19 protein-coding genes and 1 pseudogene are annotated in these 18305 nt (G+C 42.6%); 8 read left to right on the forward strand and 12 right to left on the reverse strand.

Annotated elements, in window-relative coordinates:
- Positions 1-3: 3 nt before the first annotated feature.
- Positions 4-1557 carry an ABC-F family ATP-binding cassette domain-containing protein gene (locus AC622_RS16685; RefSeq protein WP_049672081.1) on the forward strand — a complete coding sequence of 518 codons (1554 nt, stop codon included), beginning with the start codon at positions 4-6 and terminating at the stop codon, positions 1555-1557.
- A 47-nt stretch (positions 1558-1604) separates the two neighbouring features.
- On the opposite strand, the gene AC622_RS16690 is transcribed toward AC622_RS16685, so the two are convergent.
- The 4 genes and pseudogenes from AC622_RS16690 to AC622_RS16705 all read right to left on the reverse strand — a co-directional run bounded on the left by AC622_RS16690 (position 1605) and on the right by AC622_RS16705 (position 5162).
- Positions 1605-2744: a zinc-dependent alcohol dehydrogenase gene (locus AC622_RS16690; RefSeq protein WP_049672082.1), complete on the reverse strand. Its 1140-nt coding sequence runs from the start codon at positions 2742-2744 to the stop codon at positions 1605-1607.
- 152 nt (positions 2745-2896) lie between these two features.
- Complete coding sequence (locus tag AC622_RS16695) at positions 2897-3331, reverse strand: ferritin-like domain-containing protein (RefSeq protein ID WP_049672083.1); 435 nt, start codon at positions 3329-3331, stop codon at positions 2897-2899.
- A gap of 498 nt (positions 3332-3829) precedes the next feature.
- Positions 3830-4388, reverse strand: a pseudogene (locus AC622_RS16700) (shikimate kinase).
- Between the two features lie 213 nt (positions 4389-4601).
- Positions 4602-5162, reverse strand: coding sequence for a general stress protein (locus AC622_RS16705; RefSeq protein WP_049672084.1), 561 nt, complete (start codon positions 5160-5162; stop codon positions 4602-4604).
- A gap of 144 nt (positions 5163-5306) precedes the next feature.
- On the opposite strand from AC622_RS16705, the gene AC622_RS16710 reads away from it, so the two are divergent.
- Entirely contained in the window at positions 5307-5624 is a 318-nt protein-coding gene (locus AC622_RS16710) for a DUF948 domain-containing protein (protein ID WP_049672085.1), read from the forward strand.
- Positions 5625-5674: 50 nt separating this feature from the next.
- Here the strand turns inward: AC622_RS16710 and AC622_RS16715 are convergent, their stop codons facing one another.
- A complete protein-coding gene (locus AC622_RS16715; RefSeq protein ID WP_049672086.1) occupies positions 5675-6307 on the reverse strand; it encodes an HAD family hydrolase in 633 nt (210 codons plus the stop codon).
- Positions 6308-6612: 305 nt separating this feature from the next.
- Between AC622_RS16715 and AC622_RS21105 the strand changes: the two genes are divergently transcribed.
- The 5 genes from AC622_RS21105 (at position 6613) to qoxD (ending at position 10795) form a co-directional block, all read left to right on the forward strand.
- A complete protein-coding gene (locus AC622_RS21105) occupies positions 6613-6753 on the forward strand; it encodes a BA3454 family stress response protein (protein WP_156185654.1) in 141 nt (46 codons plus the stop codon).
- A gap of 301 nt (positions 6754-7054) precedes the next feature.
- Positions 7055-7939, forward strand: coding sequence for a cytochrome aa3 quinol oxidase subunit II (qoxA, locus tag AC622_RS16720; protein WP_053103777.1), 885 nt, complete (start codon positions 7055-7057; stop codon positions 7937-7939).
- A 24-nt stretch (positions 7940-7963) separates the two neighbouring features.
- On the forward strand, positions 7964-9907 hold the full coding sequence (gene qoxB, locus AC622_RS16725) for a cytochrome aa3 quinol oxidase subunit I (RefSeq protein ID WP_049672087.1): 1944 nt from the start codon (positions 7964-7966) through the stop codon (positions 9905-9907).
- Positions 9904-10500, forward strand: a complete 597-nt coding sequence (gene qoxC, locus AC622_RS16730; protein WP_049672088.1) for a cytochrome aa3 quinol oxidase subunit III — start codon at positions 9904-9906, stop codon at positions 10498-10500. Before qoxB ends, qoxC begins: the two co-directional genes overlap by 4 nt.
- Positions 10501-10504: 4 nt before the next feature.
- The gene (gene qoxD / locus AC622_RS16735; protein ID WP_049673037.1) at positions 10505-10795 is read left to right on the forward strand and encodes a cytochrome aa3 quinol oxidase subunit IV; all 291 of its coding nucleotides are present in this window, start codon (positions 10505-10507) and stop codon (positions 10793-10795) included.
- Between the two features lie 141 nt (positions 10796-10936).
- Here the strand turns inward: qoxD and AC622_RS16740 are convergent, their stop codons facing one another.
- From AC622_RS16740 to AC622_RS16755, 4 genes are all read right to left on the reverse strand, one after another.
- On the reverse strand, positions 10937-11506 hold the full coding sequence (locus AC622_RS16740) for a manganese catalase family protein (protein WP_049672089.1): 570 nt from the start codon (positions 11504-11506) through the stop codon (positions 10937-10939).
- An 18-nt stretch (positions 11507-11524) separates the two neighbouring features.
- A complete protein-coding gene (locus tag AC622_RS16745; RefSeq protein WP_049672090.1) occupies positions 11525-11788 on the reverse strand; it encodes a spore coat protein CotJB in 264 nt (87 codons plus the stop codon).
- 6 nt (positions 11789-11794) lie between these two features.
- Positions 11795-12034 carry a spore coat associated protein CotJA gene (locus AC622_RS16750; RefSeq protein WP_049672091.1) on the reverse strand — a complete coding sequence of 80 codons (240 nt, stop codon included), beginning with the start codon at positions 12032-12034 and terminating at the stop codon, positions 11795-11797.
- A gap of 129 nt (positions 12035-12163) precedes the next feature.
- On the reverse strand, positions 12164-12532 hold the full coding sequence (locus tag AC622_RS16755) for a VOC family protein (protein WP_049672092.1): 369 nt from the start codon (positions 12530-12532) through the stop codon (positions 12164-12166).
- 201 nt (positions 12533-12733) lie between these two features.
- Between AC622_RS16755 and AC622_RS16760 the strand changes: the two genes are divergently transcribed.
- Positions 12734-13873 (forward strand): fused response regulator/phosphatase, encoded by a 1140-nt coding sequence (locus tag AC622_RS16760; RefSeq protein ID WP_049672093.1) that lies wholly within the window; start codon positions 12734-12736, stop codon positions 13871-13873.
- Between the two features lie 90 nt (positions 13874-13963).
- Here the strand turns inward: AC622_RS16760 and AC622_RS16765 are convergent, their stop codons facing one another.
- From AC622_RS16765 to AC622_RS16775, 3 genes are all read right to left on the reverse strand, one after another.
- On the reverse strand, positions 13964-14521 hold the full coding sequence (locus tag AC622_RS16765) for a CDP-alcohol phosphatidyltransferase family protein (RefSeq protein WP_082197188.1): 558 nt from the start codon (positions 14519-14521) through the stop codon (positions 13964-13966).
- A 90-nt stretch (positions 14522-14611) separates the two neighbouring features.
- A complete protein-coding gene (locus AC622_RS16770) occupies positions 14612-15454 on the reverse strand; it encodes a CheR family methyltransferase (protein ID WP_049672095.1) in 843 nt (280 codons plus the stop codon).
- 22 nt (positions 15455-15476) lie between these two features.
- The gene (locus tag AC622_RS16775) at positions 15477-18278 is read right to left on the reverse strand and encodes a response regulator (RefSeq protein WP_053103778.1); all 2802 of its coding nucleotides are present in this window, start codon (positions 18276-18278) and stop codon (positions 15477-15479) included.
- Positions 18279-18305 lie beyond the last annotated feature (27 nt).

The following is an 18305-nucleotide window of genomic DNA, read 5'->3' on the forward strand; positions in this document are numbered from 1 at the left end:
ACCATGATATTATCAGTCAAGAATTTAAGTCATGGATTTGGCGACCGCGCCATCTTCAACGATGTATCGTTCCGTCTGTTAAAGGGAGAACATATCGGTCTTGTTGGAGCTAACGGCGAAGGCAAATCCACCTTCATGAATATTGTTACCGGCCAATTGGAACCTGATGAAGGAAAGGTTGAGTGGAACAAGAAAGTCCGTACCGGCTACCTTGACCAGCATGCCGTTCTTGAAAAAGGGATGACCATTCGTGATGTATTAAAGACAGCCTTCCAATATTTATTCGATATCGAGCAAGAGATGAATGACATCTTCGCAAGTATGGGGGATGCATCCCCTGAGGAATTAGAAACATTGCTTGAAGAGTCTGGCGTCCTGCAAGATATCCTTACTAATAATGATTTCTATGTCATCGATGCAAAAGTAGAGGAAATCGCACGAGGACTGGGATTAGATGAGATTGGACTTGAACGGGATGTCCAAGACTTGAGCGGTGGACAAAGAACGAAGGTATTACTCGCAAAGCTGTTATTAGAAAAACCTGACATCCTTCTTTTGGATGAGCCGACTAACTATTTGGATGAGCAGCATATCGAATGGCTGAAGCGCTATCTCCAAAATTATGAGAATGCCTTCATTCTCATCTCACATGATATTCCATTCCTCAATAGTGTCATCAATCTTGTTTACCATATGGAAAACCAAGAGCTGACACGCTATGTCGGAAATTATGATGACTTCATGAAAGTATATGAAGTAAAGAAACAGCAGCTTGAAGCCGCCTATAAGCGCCAGCAGCAGGAAATTGCCGACCTGAAGGATTTCGTTGCCCGCAATAAGGCACGTGTATCCACACGTAATATGGCAATGTCCCGTCAGAAAAAGCTGGATAAGATGGATGTCATTGAACTGGCTAAGGAACGTCCGAAACCGGAATTCCATTTCCGCGAAGCCCGTACTTCCGGGAAGCTCATCTTTGAGACAAAGGATTTAGTCATCGGCTATACCGAGCCATTATCAAGACCGCTTAATCTTCGGATGGAACGCGGCCAAAAAGTGGCGTTCACAGGTGCCAATGGAATCGGAAAAACGACGCTTCTGCGCAGCATCCTTGGTGAATTGAAGCCGATATCCGGTCAGGTCGAGCTTGGAGAGCACTTGCATATCGGCTATTTCGAGCAGGAAGTTAAAAACCCATCAACCAAAACGTGTATCGAAGAGATCTGGCAGGAGTTCCCCTCCTATAACCAAGCAGAGATTCGTGCAGCCCTTGCAAAATGCGGCCTGACAACGAAGCATATTGAAAGCAGGGTAGATGTCTTAAGCGGTGGAGAAAAAGCGAAGGTACGCCTGTGTAAGCTCATTAACAATGAGAATAATCTGCTCGTGCTTGATGAGCCGACAAACCATCTTGATGTTGATGCGAAGGAAGAATTGAAACGTGCATTAAAAGCATTTAAAGGGAGCATTCTCCTCATCAGCCATGAGCCTGATTTCTATCAGGACATTGCAACAGATGTATGGAATTGTGAAACCTGGACAACGAAGGTATTTTAAGCCTAATAAACCCCTGCAGCAAAGCTTGCTGCAGGGGTTTTGTATGATTATGGCTTTAAAATAACCTTTGTGCAGTCATCCTCATGCTCATTGAACAAGGAATAGGCTTTTGCCGCATCGGTAAGAGGCATCTTATGCGTAATGATCTCTGTCGGATCAATCTTTCCTTCTTCAATCATCTTGTATAAACGCGGCATATAATGAATGACTGGAGCTTGTCCTGTTTTGATGGTGACATTGCGGGAGAAGAATTTCTCAAGCGGGAACATATTATAGGTCATTCCGTAAACACCGGTAAGCTGAACGGTACCAAATTTACGTACTGCATCGGTCGCAATTTTGATGGCGCTTAATGTTCCGCCCTGAAGCATTAACTTTTGTTCGATCTTCTCGATAGCAGATTTCTTTCCGTCCATTCCAACGCAATCGATGACCACATCAGCACCGCCGCTAGTCAAATCCTTAATATAGCTGCCCGTATCATTGTAATCAATTAAATTAACCGTTTCTACTTTATTCATTCTTTCTGCCTGCTTCAAACGGTAGTCTAAATGATCAACGGCAATCACACGCTTAGCTCCAGCAAGCCAAGCAAATTTCTGGGCCATCAAACCTATCGGACCGCAGCCAAGGACAACGACTGTGTCATCTGGCTTCACACCAGCATGCTCGACACTCCATAAGGCAGTTGGAAGTACGTCTGACATAAATAAGACTTGCTCATCCTCAAGCTCGGAGGATTCAGGAATTACAAACGGCATGAAATTCGCGAATGGCACTCGCAAATATTCCGCCTGTCCTCCCGGATGGTTTCCATACCGTTCCGTATAGCCGAAATATCCGCCCGTATCCTGATGGGGATTGGATTCTGAATGATCGCATTGGCTTTCCATTTCATTTTGACAATAGAAGCATTGGCCGCAGGAGACATTAAATGGAATGACAACACGGTCGCCCTTTTTCACCTTTGTAACTTCCGGTCCAACCTCCTCTACAATACCCATTGGTTCATGCCCAATGACATAGCCCTTACTGATTGGCATATTTCCTTGATAAATGTGCAAGTCAGATCCGCATATTGCCGTAGACGTTATTTTGACAATAATATCATCATTCTTCTGAAGCTTTGGATCTTCTACTTCCTTGACTTGAATATCTTTTGCACCCTGATAAGTTACAGCCCGCATTTTTCAGCCTCCTATAATTTAGGTTCTCTTTCCTTATTCCCATAAGGATAGACGCTTATGCCAAAAAAAGGAGAAAAAGGCAGATAGGCGGAATTATGACTATTAACAGATCTTGCTAATTTAGTCATCAAGCCCGCCCTGTTTCACGCTTGTCACTTATTCTTAATCCATAAATACAAAAACCAGACGGCATGGTTCTGCTCATCCTTTGCAGCCCGTGTGAAGAATTGCTTTACCGCTGTGTTTGCTGCATGATCGGCAATGGTCAAATACTTATCAACCGTATTCTGTTCATCAATTATCGCCGCCTCGAGTCCAAGCTCATATTCATCCGGGCATTCCTCAATCAGCTCAGGCTTTGGATCGCGTCCAAATATTCCCGAGTAAAGCTTCACCAATTCCGTAAAATGCTTAATCTCATCATTCCGTATTTCAAGAATCCGCTCTCTTTCCTGGTCATTCGGAGCCATTCTTGCGAGCTTCTCATAGCATTTAACCGCACTGTACTCCCCATCGATGGCGCCCTTCATTTGCTTGATTAACTCATCAACCGCCTGTTGCTGATTTCTCGAATAGTAGTAATACATCCAGTTCCCCCCTAACGTATTCCTCCATTACTCTATGACAATCCCCCAAATTAGGTTCAAAAAGCTGACGGTGTTTTCAATAAAAAATATGGGGTATATAACAAGTGTGGCTGATATGTGATTACAACACGTGGTTATCTTATTAATGGACGTTGATTCCGAAATTTGACAGAATGAAAGTAAGGGTATATACTTAGAGTAATGTAATAAAAGTGACGTACTGAGTGGAGATGTAAACATATATGGCATTCTGCAGAAATGTTTTTTATCGGAACACTTATTCACACTGGATCGGCTTCGGAGCCGTAAGGATGTAAGAGAGGTAGGGCTTACGTCGTTTAAGTAAAACGTCCAAGTGGAATAGATAACCGCGGCAGTTTACATGTACGCACTTCATAAGAGATTAACCCATCTTATTTCATTATCAGAACGGAGCAGACTATTCTAGTTTGTTCCGTTTTTTAATGCAAAAAAGCGCAGTCCTTTTTAAGAAAGCGCCTAGAAATGAAATGTGTCCCGAATCAATCGAGCGACCTCTTCTGCCGATCGCTCAGTATTATCAACTCTCATATAATTTTCCCTCTCAATTTCACCCTCATGTGAATTCAAACGATACGTCTGCATCGAATTCGTTAATTCCGCTTCGGACGCAGCAATATCCCTTTTTGTCGGTTTGTGCTCCAGCCTGTTCGCACTCCGATTCCTGCTCAGCCTTTCGTTCCAGCTCTGCCTCTAGTTCAACGAAATAGACATCCGCTCCTTCTGATTCAAATACCTTACAGACATCATTCACAAAATCCCAATCCTCTTGTTCATTAAATGCCCATACACAAGTGAAAATCAGTCCCTCCATTTCACTGGCTGCAGCAGACTTAAATATCTCCATTCGAAATTGGTTCGTGAGCCTCCACATTTCCGGCGTGAAACCAAAAAGGGGCTCCAGCATTTCAATGGTCATATGATTATGAAATAATTTCATGCCCGTCATACTGGCTAATTCTTGCCCTACCGTCATCTTCCCAACAGCTTGCGGGCCAAAGATTAGAACAAATTTCATTATTTTCCTCCTATGTAAGAAGCTTTATTTAGTCAAGCTGCCATTTCTCCTATTGTAGAAGATCTATCGTTCTACTTAACCAATGTATATATTTATTTCTCACTTCTTCTAACCCTCCATCCTTATCTCCTCACCTTTCATTCTAGCATTTCTTATCGCTTAAAAAGACTGATAGCATCCCATGAAAAAAGAGGCCATAAATGGCCTCTTTTCTTAAAGCTCTGTATTTCCTCGTAAATTAGGGTCTCCACCAGTGGTGGGGTTGATTGCCTCTGATCTTGTTCGCTCAGCTTGTACAAGCGGATCATCCGATTTCTCATAGGTGTCCCTGTCGGTGTATTTCTTCTGGGCCTCTGGATCAACCAAGACAAGGATCTTCCCTGATTCTACGTCTCTTTCATATTGCTTGGCATCCTCATCCGGGACGCCCATACCAACAAGTGCTCCTGCAAGACCGCCTGCACCAATTCCCGCTGCCATCCCGCTTAAAGTTGCGGCAATCGGTCCAGCAGCCACAATTGGACCCACACCTGGGATAGCAAGGGCTCCAAGCCCCGCAAGCAATCCAGTCAAGCCTCCGAGAACACCTCCCGTCGCAGCGCCAGCGGCTAGACCATTATCCACCTTTGTCTTATCCGTAATATTTTTCGTTTCTTCCTTATCCTTGGCTACGACCGAGATATCATCGCGATCATATCCTTCCTCTTGCAGCTTCTTCACGGCCTTGACCGCTTCTTCTCCATTTTCATAAACACCAATTACTTTCTTATCCACACATTTCACCCTCCTAGAAAAATTCTTATATGGAAACATTACCCGGAAACAATCTCGATAATCCATTTTTTGTTTCTTTGTTACTTCATCATTTTTCAGGGTATTATAGAATAAGTGAAACGTAAGCGGTAAGGAGGAATCGCAATGATTATCGTATGGATTAGTGTTGGGCTCATTGTCGCTTCACTTGTCTTTCTTGGCATCTTTGCCGTTAAGACGATGAAGGAATCAAAACCAGTCATGACAAAAATGAATGCGACTATCACACGTATTCAGCAGCAAACCGATACAATCAAGATGCAAACTGATCATTTAAGCGCCACTCAGGCGAAAATTACAGAGGATATCGAGTACAAAAAACAAGCCGTCAATTACCCGGTCAACGAAGCGAAACAGATTGTTCCCCGCTTAAAGACCCTTTGGGCAGCAACCCCGTTTTCCAGCCTGCTCCCAAAAAAATAAACCAAAAAGGAACGCCCCCATCATGATTGGAAGCGTTCCTTTTTGTTATGTTATTTTGGGAAGATTTCAAGAAGATCGCGCAAGGAATGAATATGGTAATCTGCTCCATCCAGCTCTCCATCATCCGCAAAGCCAAAGTGACAAGCAATAGCCGGTATTCCATTTGCATGAGCTGCTTCAATATCAGATGAGCGGTCCCCAATCATATATGCTTCTTCCTTAGGAAGGACCGCAAAATGAGCCTGCAGTATCTCTTCCTTTTTCTTTCCTTGCACTAATTCAATGCAAAGCGGGTCATCAAAATATTCCTCTATTCCTTGAGTTTCCAAAATTCGTTCAAGATAAGCCGTTGAACAGTTACTCGCGGTTGTCAATCTATGTCCTCTCTCCTTTAACTCAGAGAGCACCTCCTTCACATACGGCAGCAGGACATCATGCTCCTGCATCATGTCCAATAGCTTTACCTCCCAGCTTGATTGAATGTGGATAAGCTCCTCAGGCTTCCCGTCTGGAATGAGTGTTTCCCAAAACTCCTTCTTCGGAAGTCCAAATACAGATTGAATTGCCTTAGGCTCAGGCATTTTTAGGTGAGGATAACGCTTGATTTCCTCCTGAATAAGCGGGATGCTAAGCTGTGTTGTTTCTACAAGAGTTCCATCTAAATCAAATATCAATAGTGCCAAAAGACCTACCTCCAAATCAATTATTCCCTTTAATCTCCTACAGATACAAGCATCAATAGGAAAGATAAACCAAAAAATATGGATTTTTTATGAAATTTATTATATAATAGAATTAACCCGCAAACATGACCAATGTTTAATGCCATCCCGCTTTGGGAATAAATTTTTATCTCCTTCTTCACCGCACATTATGTACACCTTCTACTAAACATTAACCAGCACTCATTTACCCTACTTTTTAGCGCAGCCAACATCTTATGCGTTTATTAACTGAATCAATTTTTATCAAAAGGAGAGATGTAACAATGATGAATGTAACAGTTGTAGTTGATTTCATGGGAAGACATTATACAACAAATGTGTTGACTCAAAGAGACACGGACGAATCTGAGATCATGCAAATGGCTTACGAACAAGTTCGTAAACAATGGACACCTATTAAATAACATATGATCTTAATCAACCGCTCAGGGATAATCCCTGGGCGGTTATTTTTTTCTTTAATCATCTCGAAAAAATAGTGAAGGGTCAAATGATACTTTGCCAACTCATCTAAAAACCCGAACAAATATCTATTTCAGTAAAATATTAACTCTTTTACCTATAATCATGATTAATCTTATTTTTCACAGGTATACCAAAGGGTTATCATTTGAAATTACGTGTTCACTACTTTTATCATTAAAGGGAGGAAAGATTTTTCAATATAATTTATTTTGAAAAAAATCTATAGAAAGGAGCATAATTATGAAGAAATTCTGGCTTTCTCTTACCGTTTCAATAATGGCGCTTGCTGGATTAAGCGGATGCAGTCCAATTACTGTCCTGAATCCGAAAGGACCGCAAGCGGAAATCCAGTCAGACACAATTATTTTCTCAATGTATGTTATGGCGGGTATTTTAATCATTGTTTATGCGCTTTTTATTTATATGATTGTGAAATACCGAGCAACAAATCAGCCAGTTCAGTATGATCCTCCATACATCAAAGGAAATAAATGGCTGGAGATAATTTGGACGGCTATCCCTATTATCATTGTCATCGTGCTATCTGTCGTGACTGTAAAAACTACTTTCCAGGTGGAAAGCACACCTGCTGGTTACGAGGATGAGGAACCATTAGTCATCTATGCCGCATCATCCAACTGGAAGTGGCATTTCAGCTATCCAGAGCAAGGCATTGAAACAGTCAATTACGTCAATATCCCGACAGATAGGGAAATTGAGTTTAGACTTTACACATATGGCCCAATCACCAGCCTTTGGATTCCACAGTTAGCCGGGCAGAAATATGCCATGAGTGATATGGTCACCACCTTGCGTTTAGCGGCTGATGAGGAAGGAGAATATCACGGACGCAATGCGAACTTCAGTGGTGAAGGCTTCGCTCAAATGGATTTCATATGTGAAGCCATGACCGAAGAAGATTTCAATGACTGGGTTGATGAGGTCCAAGCAACCGCAGACCCATTGACAGAGGAAGAGTTTGATAAACTGCTTGATACCGAATACATGGGAATCGCTACCTACTCTTCTACTCACCTAGAGTTTAGACCAGCTCCTGTATGGCCATTCCATCAGCCCGAAGAGGATGAAGATGGCGGAACAGGAACAGGCGGACATAATCACTAACCTTTAGAGAAAGGAGATACCACCATGAAATGGGATGAGTTTTTTGTTACAGGCGATCCGCTTATATATGGCGCAATGGTCAGTATCGTTGTGGCCACATTAGCCATCTTGATTACATTGGCCGTAACGAAAAGATACGGCTGGCTATGGCGGGAATGGCTGACAACTGTTGACCATAAACGCATTGGCATCATGTATATCCTAGCTGCACTCTTGATGCTTTTCCGCGGCGGTGTCGATGCACTAATGATGCGTCTTCAGCTTGCGACACCTGATATGGCATTCTTGGCTTCACAGCACTATAACGAAGTTTTTTCAACTCACGGAACGATTATGATTTTGTTCATGGCTATGCCCTTTGTGCTTGGCATGATGAACCTAGTGGTCCCGCTGCAAATCGGGGCAAGAGATGTTGCGTTCCCTGTTTTGAACGCAGTCAGCTTCTGGCTATTCTTTGCAGGGGCGATGCTTTATAATTTATCCTTTGTCATCGGCGGTTCACCAGATGCCGGCTGGAGTGCTTATTTCCCGCTTGCTAGCAATGAATTCAGCGCAAGTGTCGGACATAACTACTACTCCATTGCCATTCAGCTCTCCGGTCTAGGAACATTGATGACTGGGATTAACTTTATCGTAACGATTATGAAAATGAGAGCACCAGGCATGAAACTTTGGAAAATGCCGATGTTTACATGGGCAACATTAATTACATGCATTATTATTTTATTTGCTTTCCCTGCTTTTACCGTTTCCCTAGCCCAAATGATGTTTGATCGTCTATTCGGCACACAGTTCTTTGCCATGTCTAATGGCGGGATGGATATGCTTTGGGCCAATAACTTCTGGATTTGGGGACATCCTGAGGTATATATCGTTGTCCTCCCTGCATTTGGGATCTTTAGCGATGTCATTTCAACCTTTGCACGGAGAAATATTTATGGATATAAATCCATGATATTCAGTATGTTCGCCATTTCCATCTTGTCATTCCTTGTCTGGGCCCACCATTTCTATACAATGGGCCACAGTGCAGCTGTCAATGACTTCTTCGCCATTGCGACTATGGCCATTGCAGTGCCGACAGGAATCAAAATCTTTAACTGGTTGTTCACTCTATATAAAGGCAAGATTGTCTTCCCTACGGCGATGCTGTTCTCTCTCGCCTTCATTCCAATCTTTACGATTGGCGGGATAACAGGTGTCATGCTCGCGATGGCAAGTGCGGATTACCAATATCATAATACGATGTTCCTGGTTGCCCACTTCCATTACGTGCTCATTCCTGGTACAGTATTCGGTATGCTTGCCGGGGTTTATTATTGGTTCCCGAAACTTTTCGGCTTCCGCTTGAATGAGAAAATTGGCAAGATCAGCTTCTGGCTTATCGCGATTTTCTTTAATGTGACCTTCTTGCCATTGTTCTATCTAGGTCTCGATGGGATGGCTCGCCGGATGTACACCTATTCTGCGGCAACTGGATATGGTCCGCTCAATCTTGTGTCATCAATCGGTGCCGTCTTCTTGGCAACAGGATTTGCGCTCATTTTCTACAATGTCATCTATAGTGCACTTAAGAGTCCTAGAGAGCATCTTGCTGACCCGTGGGATGGACGGACACTTGAATGGTCAATCCCAAGCCCGGCACCATTTTATAACTTTGCCGTAACCCCTGAGATTCAATCAGAAGAGCCGGTCTGGGATTATAAGAGAAAAGGCATCCCAATCTATCGGGATAAAATAACGCCGATACACATGCCTAGCAACTCAGGAAAACCGGTTATCATGGGAATCTTCTTCTTCTTGTGGGGCTTCTGCATGGTATTTAGCTGGTGGATTCCATCAATCATTTTCGGAGCGGCTGTATTCATCATCTTAGCCACCCGTTCCTTTGAACGTGACCATGGCTATTATGTACCAGTAGATGAGATTATCGCAACCGAAAACAAGCTGAGAGGTGAGAACCAATGAAGGTAGATACTAGCCTGCCATTAGAATATAGCACCGAAGAGAATCGCTTGAAAATCTTTGGATTCTGGCTCTTTCTTGGAGCAGAGATTGCCTTGTTCTCTATGCTGTTTGCCACCTATTTCACCTTGGTCAACGGAACAGGCGATGGACCGACAGCATCAGAAATATTCGAGCTCAAACCCGTTATTGCAGAAACCTTTGTTCTCTTGACGAGCAGCTTTACATGCGGATTGGCGGTTCACAGCATGCGCTTGAACTATAAAAAACCGATGATGACCTTCTTTATCATCACCATGTGTCTTGGTCTTGTCTTCCTTGGCGTTGAAATCATGGAATTTGTCACCTATGTCGGTGAAGGAGCGACCATGCAGACTAGCGGTTTCCTATCAAGCTTGTTCATGCTCCTTGGTACACATGGCGCTCATGTCACATTCGGTTTGTTCTGGGGATTATGTATCCTCATTCAAGTTGTACGTGAGGGCTTTACTGCTCATACAGCGAACAAATTCTTTATTTATTCACTGTATTGGCACTTCCTTGATGTTGTCTGGATTTTCATTTTCAGCTTCGTTTATTTGAAAGGGATGATTTAAGATGGTGAAGCAGCTTTTTCCGATTAAGCATGTCATGGGATATCTCTTATCCCTTGTCTTGACTTTCATAGCCCTTTCCGTCGCCTATTACGACGTATCCTATGCGACTGGGATGGGAATCTTAAGCATAACGGCGATCATTCAGGCCAGCGTGCAGCTCTTCTTGTTCATGCATGTCAGTGAATCCTCAGACAAGCATACTGTCTATCTCAATATCATTTTTGCCATCTTTATCGCGCTCGTCATTGTCTTTGGAACCCTGTTTACAATGATTTGGGGACATGCAGGACATTAAGAGGCGGAACATTTAAAGGCATTGACCAGTATTGGTCAATGCCTTTTTTAGTGGATTTACGAATGGTTTCACAAACAAATTAGGGGTGCTCATTTACTTCCCTATCATCTTAAAAAGCCAAATCAAATTCGATTTGGCTCCTTAGAAAATCTTTTTCTTGCCTCGGTCCTCAATAATAATTTCCACCGCTTCACGAAAACGCTGAGAGTGGACAATCTCCCTCTCACGCAGGAAACGAAGCCCATCATTCAAATCAGGGTCATCTGACATATTGATGATCCATTGATACGTTGCTCTTGCCTTTTCCTCTGCAGCAATATCCTCATAAAGGTCGGCAATCGGATCCCCTTTCGCCTGGATATAAGATGCTGTAAACGGGACACCAGCGGCATTATGATAATAGAGAGCAGAATCATGGTTCACGTAATGATCGCCGAGGCCTGCATCACGCAATTGCTGAGGCGTTGCATCCTTTGTCAGTTTATATACCATTGTTGCAATCATTTCTAAGTGACTAAGCTCTTCGGTGGCAATATCGTTCAGCAAACCGACTACAGGATCAGGAATGGTATAACGCTGATTCATATAACGAAGGGCAGCAGCGAGCTCTCCATCGGCCCCGCCGTATTGCTCAATTAAGTATTTAGCCAATGTGGGATTACATGTGCTCACCCGCACAGGATATTGCAATTTCTTTTCATAGAACCACATTTGTTCTGCACCCCCTCATTAAATTTGCCATGGCCATGGATACGTTCCCCAGCCCCAGTTGGCGTCTGTGTAACTATTTCCGAATTGCTGAAGCGGACCGTACTTGGATTCGAACTGCTGCTTCAATTGCTTCGATTGATGAGCAAGCTCGTTAAATTGCTGCATTCTTTCAAGGTCCTTCGGATGTGTGTCAAGGTAAAGGGTCAATTCGACGATGGCAAAATCAAGTGCCTGAATTTCTTCTAGCAACTGATAGAACTCATCCGGCAATTGCTGCTTCATCGCTGGCTACCTCCTTTTCCCTTCATACGGATTCTCATAATATTCATACAGGGCTTTCCAAAGGGTTCCTCTCTTCAAAGCTTCTCTCGGGGTAAATTGTTCAAGATTAGGCGGCTGAAATCCTAAATACAGATTAGGGGGTGTCGAATAATATTTCTTCCCGATCGGCGGACACGGGTCAAATCGGCTATGGAATGGCGTATATGCCTTCATTGAGGTGAACGGCTCTCTATTCTGCTCTGACATGCACAGGCACCTTCCTTTACGAAAAGATCACTTCCCATAAAGCGTACGTTCAACCTCTCCTTAATATGACTGAAGATTAGCGGACAAGAAAAAGACCCTCTGCTCGTCCATGGCGGCAGAAGGTCCTTGTTAATGAGAGATTCGCTCTACTATCTCGAGCCGATTCCCAAAAGGATCTTCAAGAAAGATTCGATTGGCGTCCGGCAATTCAACGTCCTCAATATACGAAATACCTGATTCCGACAAATGTGCCTTTACTATCTCAAGCTCCTCTGCTCGAAAGGCTGGATGAGCTTTTTTGGCCGGAATAAATGCTTCTTCAACTCCCAGATGGAGCTCATAGTCATTGAATTTAAACCATATACCGCCACGTTTCGCTAATTCCGCTGGTTTTTCAATCATCTCTAACCCAAGTATGCCATGATAAAAATCACGTGCCCTGTCTTCTCCACCTTTTGGCATTGCCAGCAAAACATGATCGAACGCTTTAAAAGACATTTTTACCCCGTCCTCTCCATTTCCCTTTACCTTAAATATACTGAAACATTTATGGCTTTCCCATGTCTCATTTCTTATAAGAATATATAATGAATCCTTATCTGTTATCTCAACTATTTGTATTTTCACGAAAAATAAAATACGATTAATAAGACACTAATTAGAAGCAGTACTTATTTGGAAATTAGGTGAAGGAAAGCAATGTCCATTCTAGTTGTTGACGATAATAAAGTGAATTTATTTGTAATTGAAACCATATTGAAGCAAGCAGGCTATAAGAATATTAAAATGGCCGACTCAGCAAAGACCATGTTCAATCTCTTAGAAGAAGACCGCCTAAAGAATGGGAACAGTACGTTTAATCTTATTCTCCTGGATATTATGATGCCTGAGATGGATGGCATCGCTGCTTGTAAACAATTACAGAATTGTCCCGAGTATAAAGATATACCCGTTATTTTTGTTACTGCACTTGGGGACACCCATAAGCTGGCCGAGGCACTTGATGCCGGAGGCACCGACTATATCATGAAACCAATCAATAAGGTTGAGCTTCTCGCCCGTATGAGGGTGGCCTTAAGACTGAAGGAAGAGAAGGATTGGCATAAAGAGCAAGAGGAAAAGATCAGCTACGAGCTGAATTTAGCTTCCATGGTTCAAAGAAGTATTTTAAGCGATCCGATTGCAAATGAAGATATCTCGATAAAGACGTCCTACAAGCCTTCATTCAATTTGGCTGGCGATATGTATTATTGGCATCAAATTGACGAGCATCGCTACGCCGTCTTTTTATTTGATATGATGGGACATGGGATACCCGCCTCCTTAATGTGTATGTATATTTCATCCATCATGCGGGATGCTGTCCGTAATCTGATTGAACCTGAGAAAGTCATACTTGAATTGAACCGGTCGATGACCATGCTTGACGACCATGCAAAAACAACCTCTTATTACTTAACCGGTATCTATTTATTAATTGATACGGAGAAAAAAACAATTGATTATGTAAACGCCGGCCATCCGCCATGTTATCTCTACATTGATGACAGCGAACTTGTGCATCTTGGCCAAAGGAACACAGCAATCGGCTTCTTTGACCGCATGGAAGTGAAGAAATCAACCATACACTATGCCGACAGCTTCCAAGTCCTTTTATTTACAGACGGGGTAGTCGAAGCAATTGATGATGATGAGAATAAAGCCATCAGTCATTTACAGACGATCGCTTCCCGGCAATGGACAGATGAAGAGGCAGCCTCTCCTCTTGATATCATCCTTCCAAAGGAAAGACAAAAGAATCAGCAAGATGATATGTGCGTAATTATCGTACGAGGATAAAATATGACAGGCGGGGAGACATAAACCTCGCCTGTTCTTTATTTAATAGAATAAGAAAAACGTTTGAAGTGATTGATGATGCTATTGCTGCTATTCTTGCTTACTGCCTCCCCTTCTATATAGACCAGCAGCATCAACGTCTAGTTCAGATGAATGGAGCAAAATCCAAAATTCCTCAAAAGCTGAATAAGTTGCAGCAAGGACAAGACCAACTGCCAGCCATTCGCTATGATGACTGTAAGTCAGCATAAACGGATAGAGAAATAACAGAATTCCCGTGCCTTTATTGGCGTATGTATGCAAAATGGCAAATGTATGGAACTTGATGCGGACAAGCATCAAGGAGGCCATCCGGATGAGAAGAATCAGCCATATCCATATAATGAAGAAAAGAGAAAGCTGAAGAAAGGGGATTATCTTCAGACAGACAATCACCATAAAAATCCCATCTGCCATTGTATCAAGTCTCGCTCCAAATGAACTGGAAATTTGATATCTTCTTGCTAAATAACCATCCAGGATATCCGTTAATCCAGCAGCTGTATACAGTGCTAGAAATACATAGGAAAAGGACTCTGCTGGCAGCAAACAAAAGGATAAAAGAATTCTCAATACCGTTATCACATTAGCCCCATGCTTCATATTCATCACCCACCCTATGTGATACCCGAATTCTGAAAGGCATGAAACAGGAAAAAAGCGGTCAGCTGCTTATGATACAGCTGACCGCTTTTTCGTTTATTTCTTCTGATATAATCGCTGTGCACTGTCAATTTCAATGAAAGAATTGCTCATCTCCATGATCTTTAACGATTCTTTATTGCCAAGACCAATAAATCCGTCTTCACTTAGAGAATCACTAAAGAGACGGAAAACCTTCTCCTGCAGTTCCATATTGAAATAAATAATGACATTCCGGCAAATAATCACATGAAACTCATTAAATGACCCATCAGTTACAAGGTTATGCTGAGCAAAAACGATATTCTTCGACAAGTATGGATGGAAATGAGCATATTGAAAATCCGTATTATAGTATTCAGAGAATGCAGCTTTTCCTCCTGCCTGCAAGTAATTCTTCGTATAGGCCTGCATCCTTTTCAACGAGAATGCTCCTTGTCTTGCCTTCGCAATTACCTTCTCATTCATATCGGTCGCATAGATCTTAGCCTTGTCCAAAAGCCCCTCCTCCTTTAAGAGGATGGCCATTGAATAGACCTCTTCTCCTGTCGAACAGCCTGCATGCCAGATTCTAATCTCCGGAAGGTCCTTGATCTTTGGAACAATCTTCTTCCGGAAGGTGTAGAAGAATTCTGGATCTCGGAACATATCAGTCACATTAATCGAAAAATCATTAAGAAGGTTCGTTACATATCCATCCTCATGAATGACCTTCTTCAATAAATCAGATACGGTTGATAAACGGTCCCGATTCAGGCGGTTTTCAATCCTTCGTTTAATGGATGAACGCATATATTCACGGAAATCATAACCAGTCATTCTATAGATGGCTTCTAATAATAAATCAATTTCTAAATCTACTAGTTCTTCTTCTGAGGTCGGCGTTCTCCGATAGCCCACTAGCCCCTGCAACTCCCTTCACCTACTTCGTCAGCCAAACACGCATCACGGAGAATAATTGTTCCAAATTAATTGGTTTGCTAATATAATCCGTCGCTCCGGCTTCAAGACATTTCTCACGGTCGCCTTTCATCGCCTTAGCAGTCAATGCAATGATTGGGATAGATATAAATTCAGGATTGGATCGAATGTGACGCATGGTTTCATAGCCATCAAGCTCCGGCATCATAATATCCATCAGAATCATATCCAGCTCTTTTTCCACTTGCAGCAAATTCAAGCATTCGATCCCATTCTCAGCAACGACTATTTCCACCCCTTTGCTTTCTAACGCATTCTTAAGGGCAAAAATATTGCGGTGGTCATCATCCGTGATAAGGACTCGTTTGCCCTTAAAGACATCTAGAAGCTCTTCTTCCGCTTCAATCTCAGCAGCTGCTGCAGCTATCTCGTCCGTCTCTTCCTTATGAACGGCCACTTGCTCTAACACTTCATTTGGTATTGGCAAATGGATCATATCGTTCGTTTGGTCTTTTTGCATACCCTCTGGAAGATTCGGCAAATACACAGTAAACACGCTGCCCTCATGCTCCCTGCTCTCAAGCGTAATAAATCCGCCCAGCAATTTCGCAAACTCGCGGCAAATGGATAATCCAAGTCCTGTTCCGCCATATTTGCGGGCTGTAGCACCGTCTGCCTGTTGGAATGCCTCGAAGATTAATTCCTGCTTTTCTGAAGCAATGCCGAGTCCAGTATCAGACACAACGATTTTCATCCAGAAATCAGATTGGACATTTTGATTCAGTGCTTCTTTTTCCTTCGTATTTTTCACCTTTTCAAGCTTTAATGTAACGGCACCCTTATCGGTAAATTTAACAGCATTGGAAAGTAAATTTTTGATGATTTGCTGCATTCGCTGTTCATCTGTATAGAAAATAGAAGGGAGGTCCTGCTCAATTTCCACATTAAAGGTAAGCCCCTTCTGCTCAGCCATCGGCAGGAATGATCTTTCAAGTGTTTCGACAATCTCGCGGATATTAGCTTCATTGAAGAAGACTTCAAGCTTTCCGGCCTCTATCTTGGAGAGATCGAGAATATCATTAATCAATAACATCAAATCATTGCCTGATGTATAAATAACCTTTGCAAACTCTCTTTCTTCCTCTGTATACTCACCATTCTGTTTCTCTGAAAGCATTTCAGATAGAATCAAGATGCTGTTCAGCGGGGTACGAAGCTCATGAGACATATTAGCGAGAAACTCAGATTTATATTTCGAGCTTTGCAGAAGCTGTTCGTTCTTCGCCTCAAGTTCTTCTTTCGAGAATTCCAGCTCTCTTGATTTTTGTTCAGCCTCCTGGCTGCGTTCTTCAAGCTGCTCGTTGATCATGCGCAGTTCCTCTGATTGCATTTGTAATTCCTCTGATTGAGACTGCAGCTCCTCTGCTTGCACTTGGAGCTCCTCTGTCATAGCCTGAGAATCACTTAGTAATCTTTCAATCTCCATACGGCTCAGTACACTGTGAATGGCCATGCCCAATGTTTCAACCATTTGGATTAAGGCTTGATATTCAAGCTCACTAAAGCCCTTCATACTGGCAAATTCCAATACGGCAATCGTATCTCTTTCATATAGAACTGGGGCAATTAAGATGGCTTTGGGGCGTACATCACCAAGTCCTGTCTTGATCAGCTGATAATTCTCAGGTACATCCTCAATGAGGACAACCTTTTTATCAATGGCTGCCTGTCCAACAATTCCCTCTCCCATCTTAAATTGCTCCCTGCCGCCATTTCCATAGGAAGCGACCCGGCGGAAGATTGGCTCATCATTGTCTTTTTGCTTCAAATAGACAGCTCCAATGGATGCACCAAGCATTGGTGTTAGCTTGGATACTAAACGATCGGCCAATTCATTAACCTGAAAGATGCCTTGATTCATCTCTGCTACCTCAGCTAGCTGTGTCTGAATCCAGTTCTGGTCAGTAATCTTCTTCGTATATTCTTTTTCATTGCGGGAATAGCTCTCAAGTGAAGCAGACATATTATTAAACGCTATCGCAATACGGCCAATTTCATCTTCCGTTCTAACTCTCAGTCTCGGCATGGACGTTGTATCGCGTAAATCGACCTTGCTGATGACATCAGTGATTTCATTCAGCTCTTTCGTTGTCGAACGAATAACCCAGTAGGCAATAAGACTTGTTAATAATAAGGATAGAATAATTGCCATTCCGACAATTATCTCCATTTGATCATATTTTTCCTGAGCACGTAAAAGCGCATCATCCATCAAGTCTTCTTGGAAAGTAATAAATTCCGTGATTACGGGAACTAAATTTTCCCCAGAATCTGCGAGACTCCTCATCAGTCCATTATAATCATTTGTTGAACCTCTTCCCATCTCAGTGAGAACCTGGCTTTCGTTCTGGGTGTAAATATCATACATGGCCTTAAACTCAGCCAGCAGTTCTTCCCCTTTTTCGGTGTTCGCCATTGATTGGAGCTTAGAATATCGGTCTTCTATCATAATATGATATTGATTAATCTGATCAAGAGTTTGATTGACCTTCTCTGCATCCGTCTGTGATTCAGCTAAAGCTAAAGATGCCTGCATACCCAAAAAGTTCTTCTGAATATCATTCGTATAGCTGACTTTCTGATAGCGATCATTTACGATTTCAAGCATATCTTCACGTGAGCTGTTCAAACGGCCAGCTATGATACTAAGCACGATAATACTTATTGCCAGCATTAGCCCGAAGCCAACAGTCAGCCGTTTGGAAAAACTCATTCGGCTCACTTTTTTTTCATCTTCGCTCATCCAACCACCCTCTCTCATTTGTCGAAT

Origin of the sequence: Bacillus sp. FJAT-27916, from assembly GCF_001183965.1 — a bacterium.
In the GTDB taxonomy this organism is placed as follows: domain Bacteria; phylum Bacillota; class Bacilli; order Bacillales; family Pradoshiaceae; genus Pradoshia.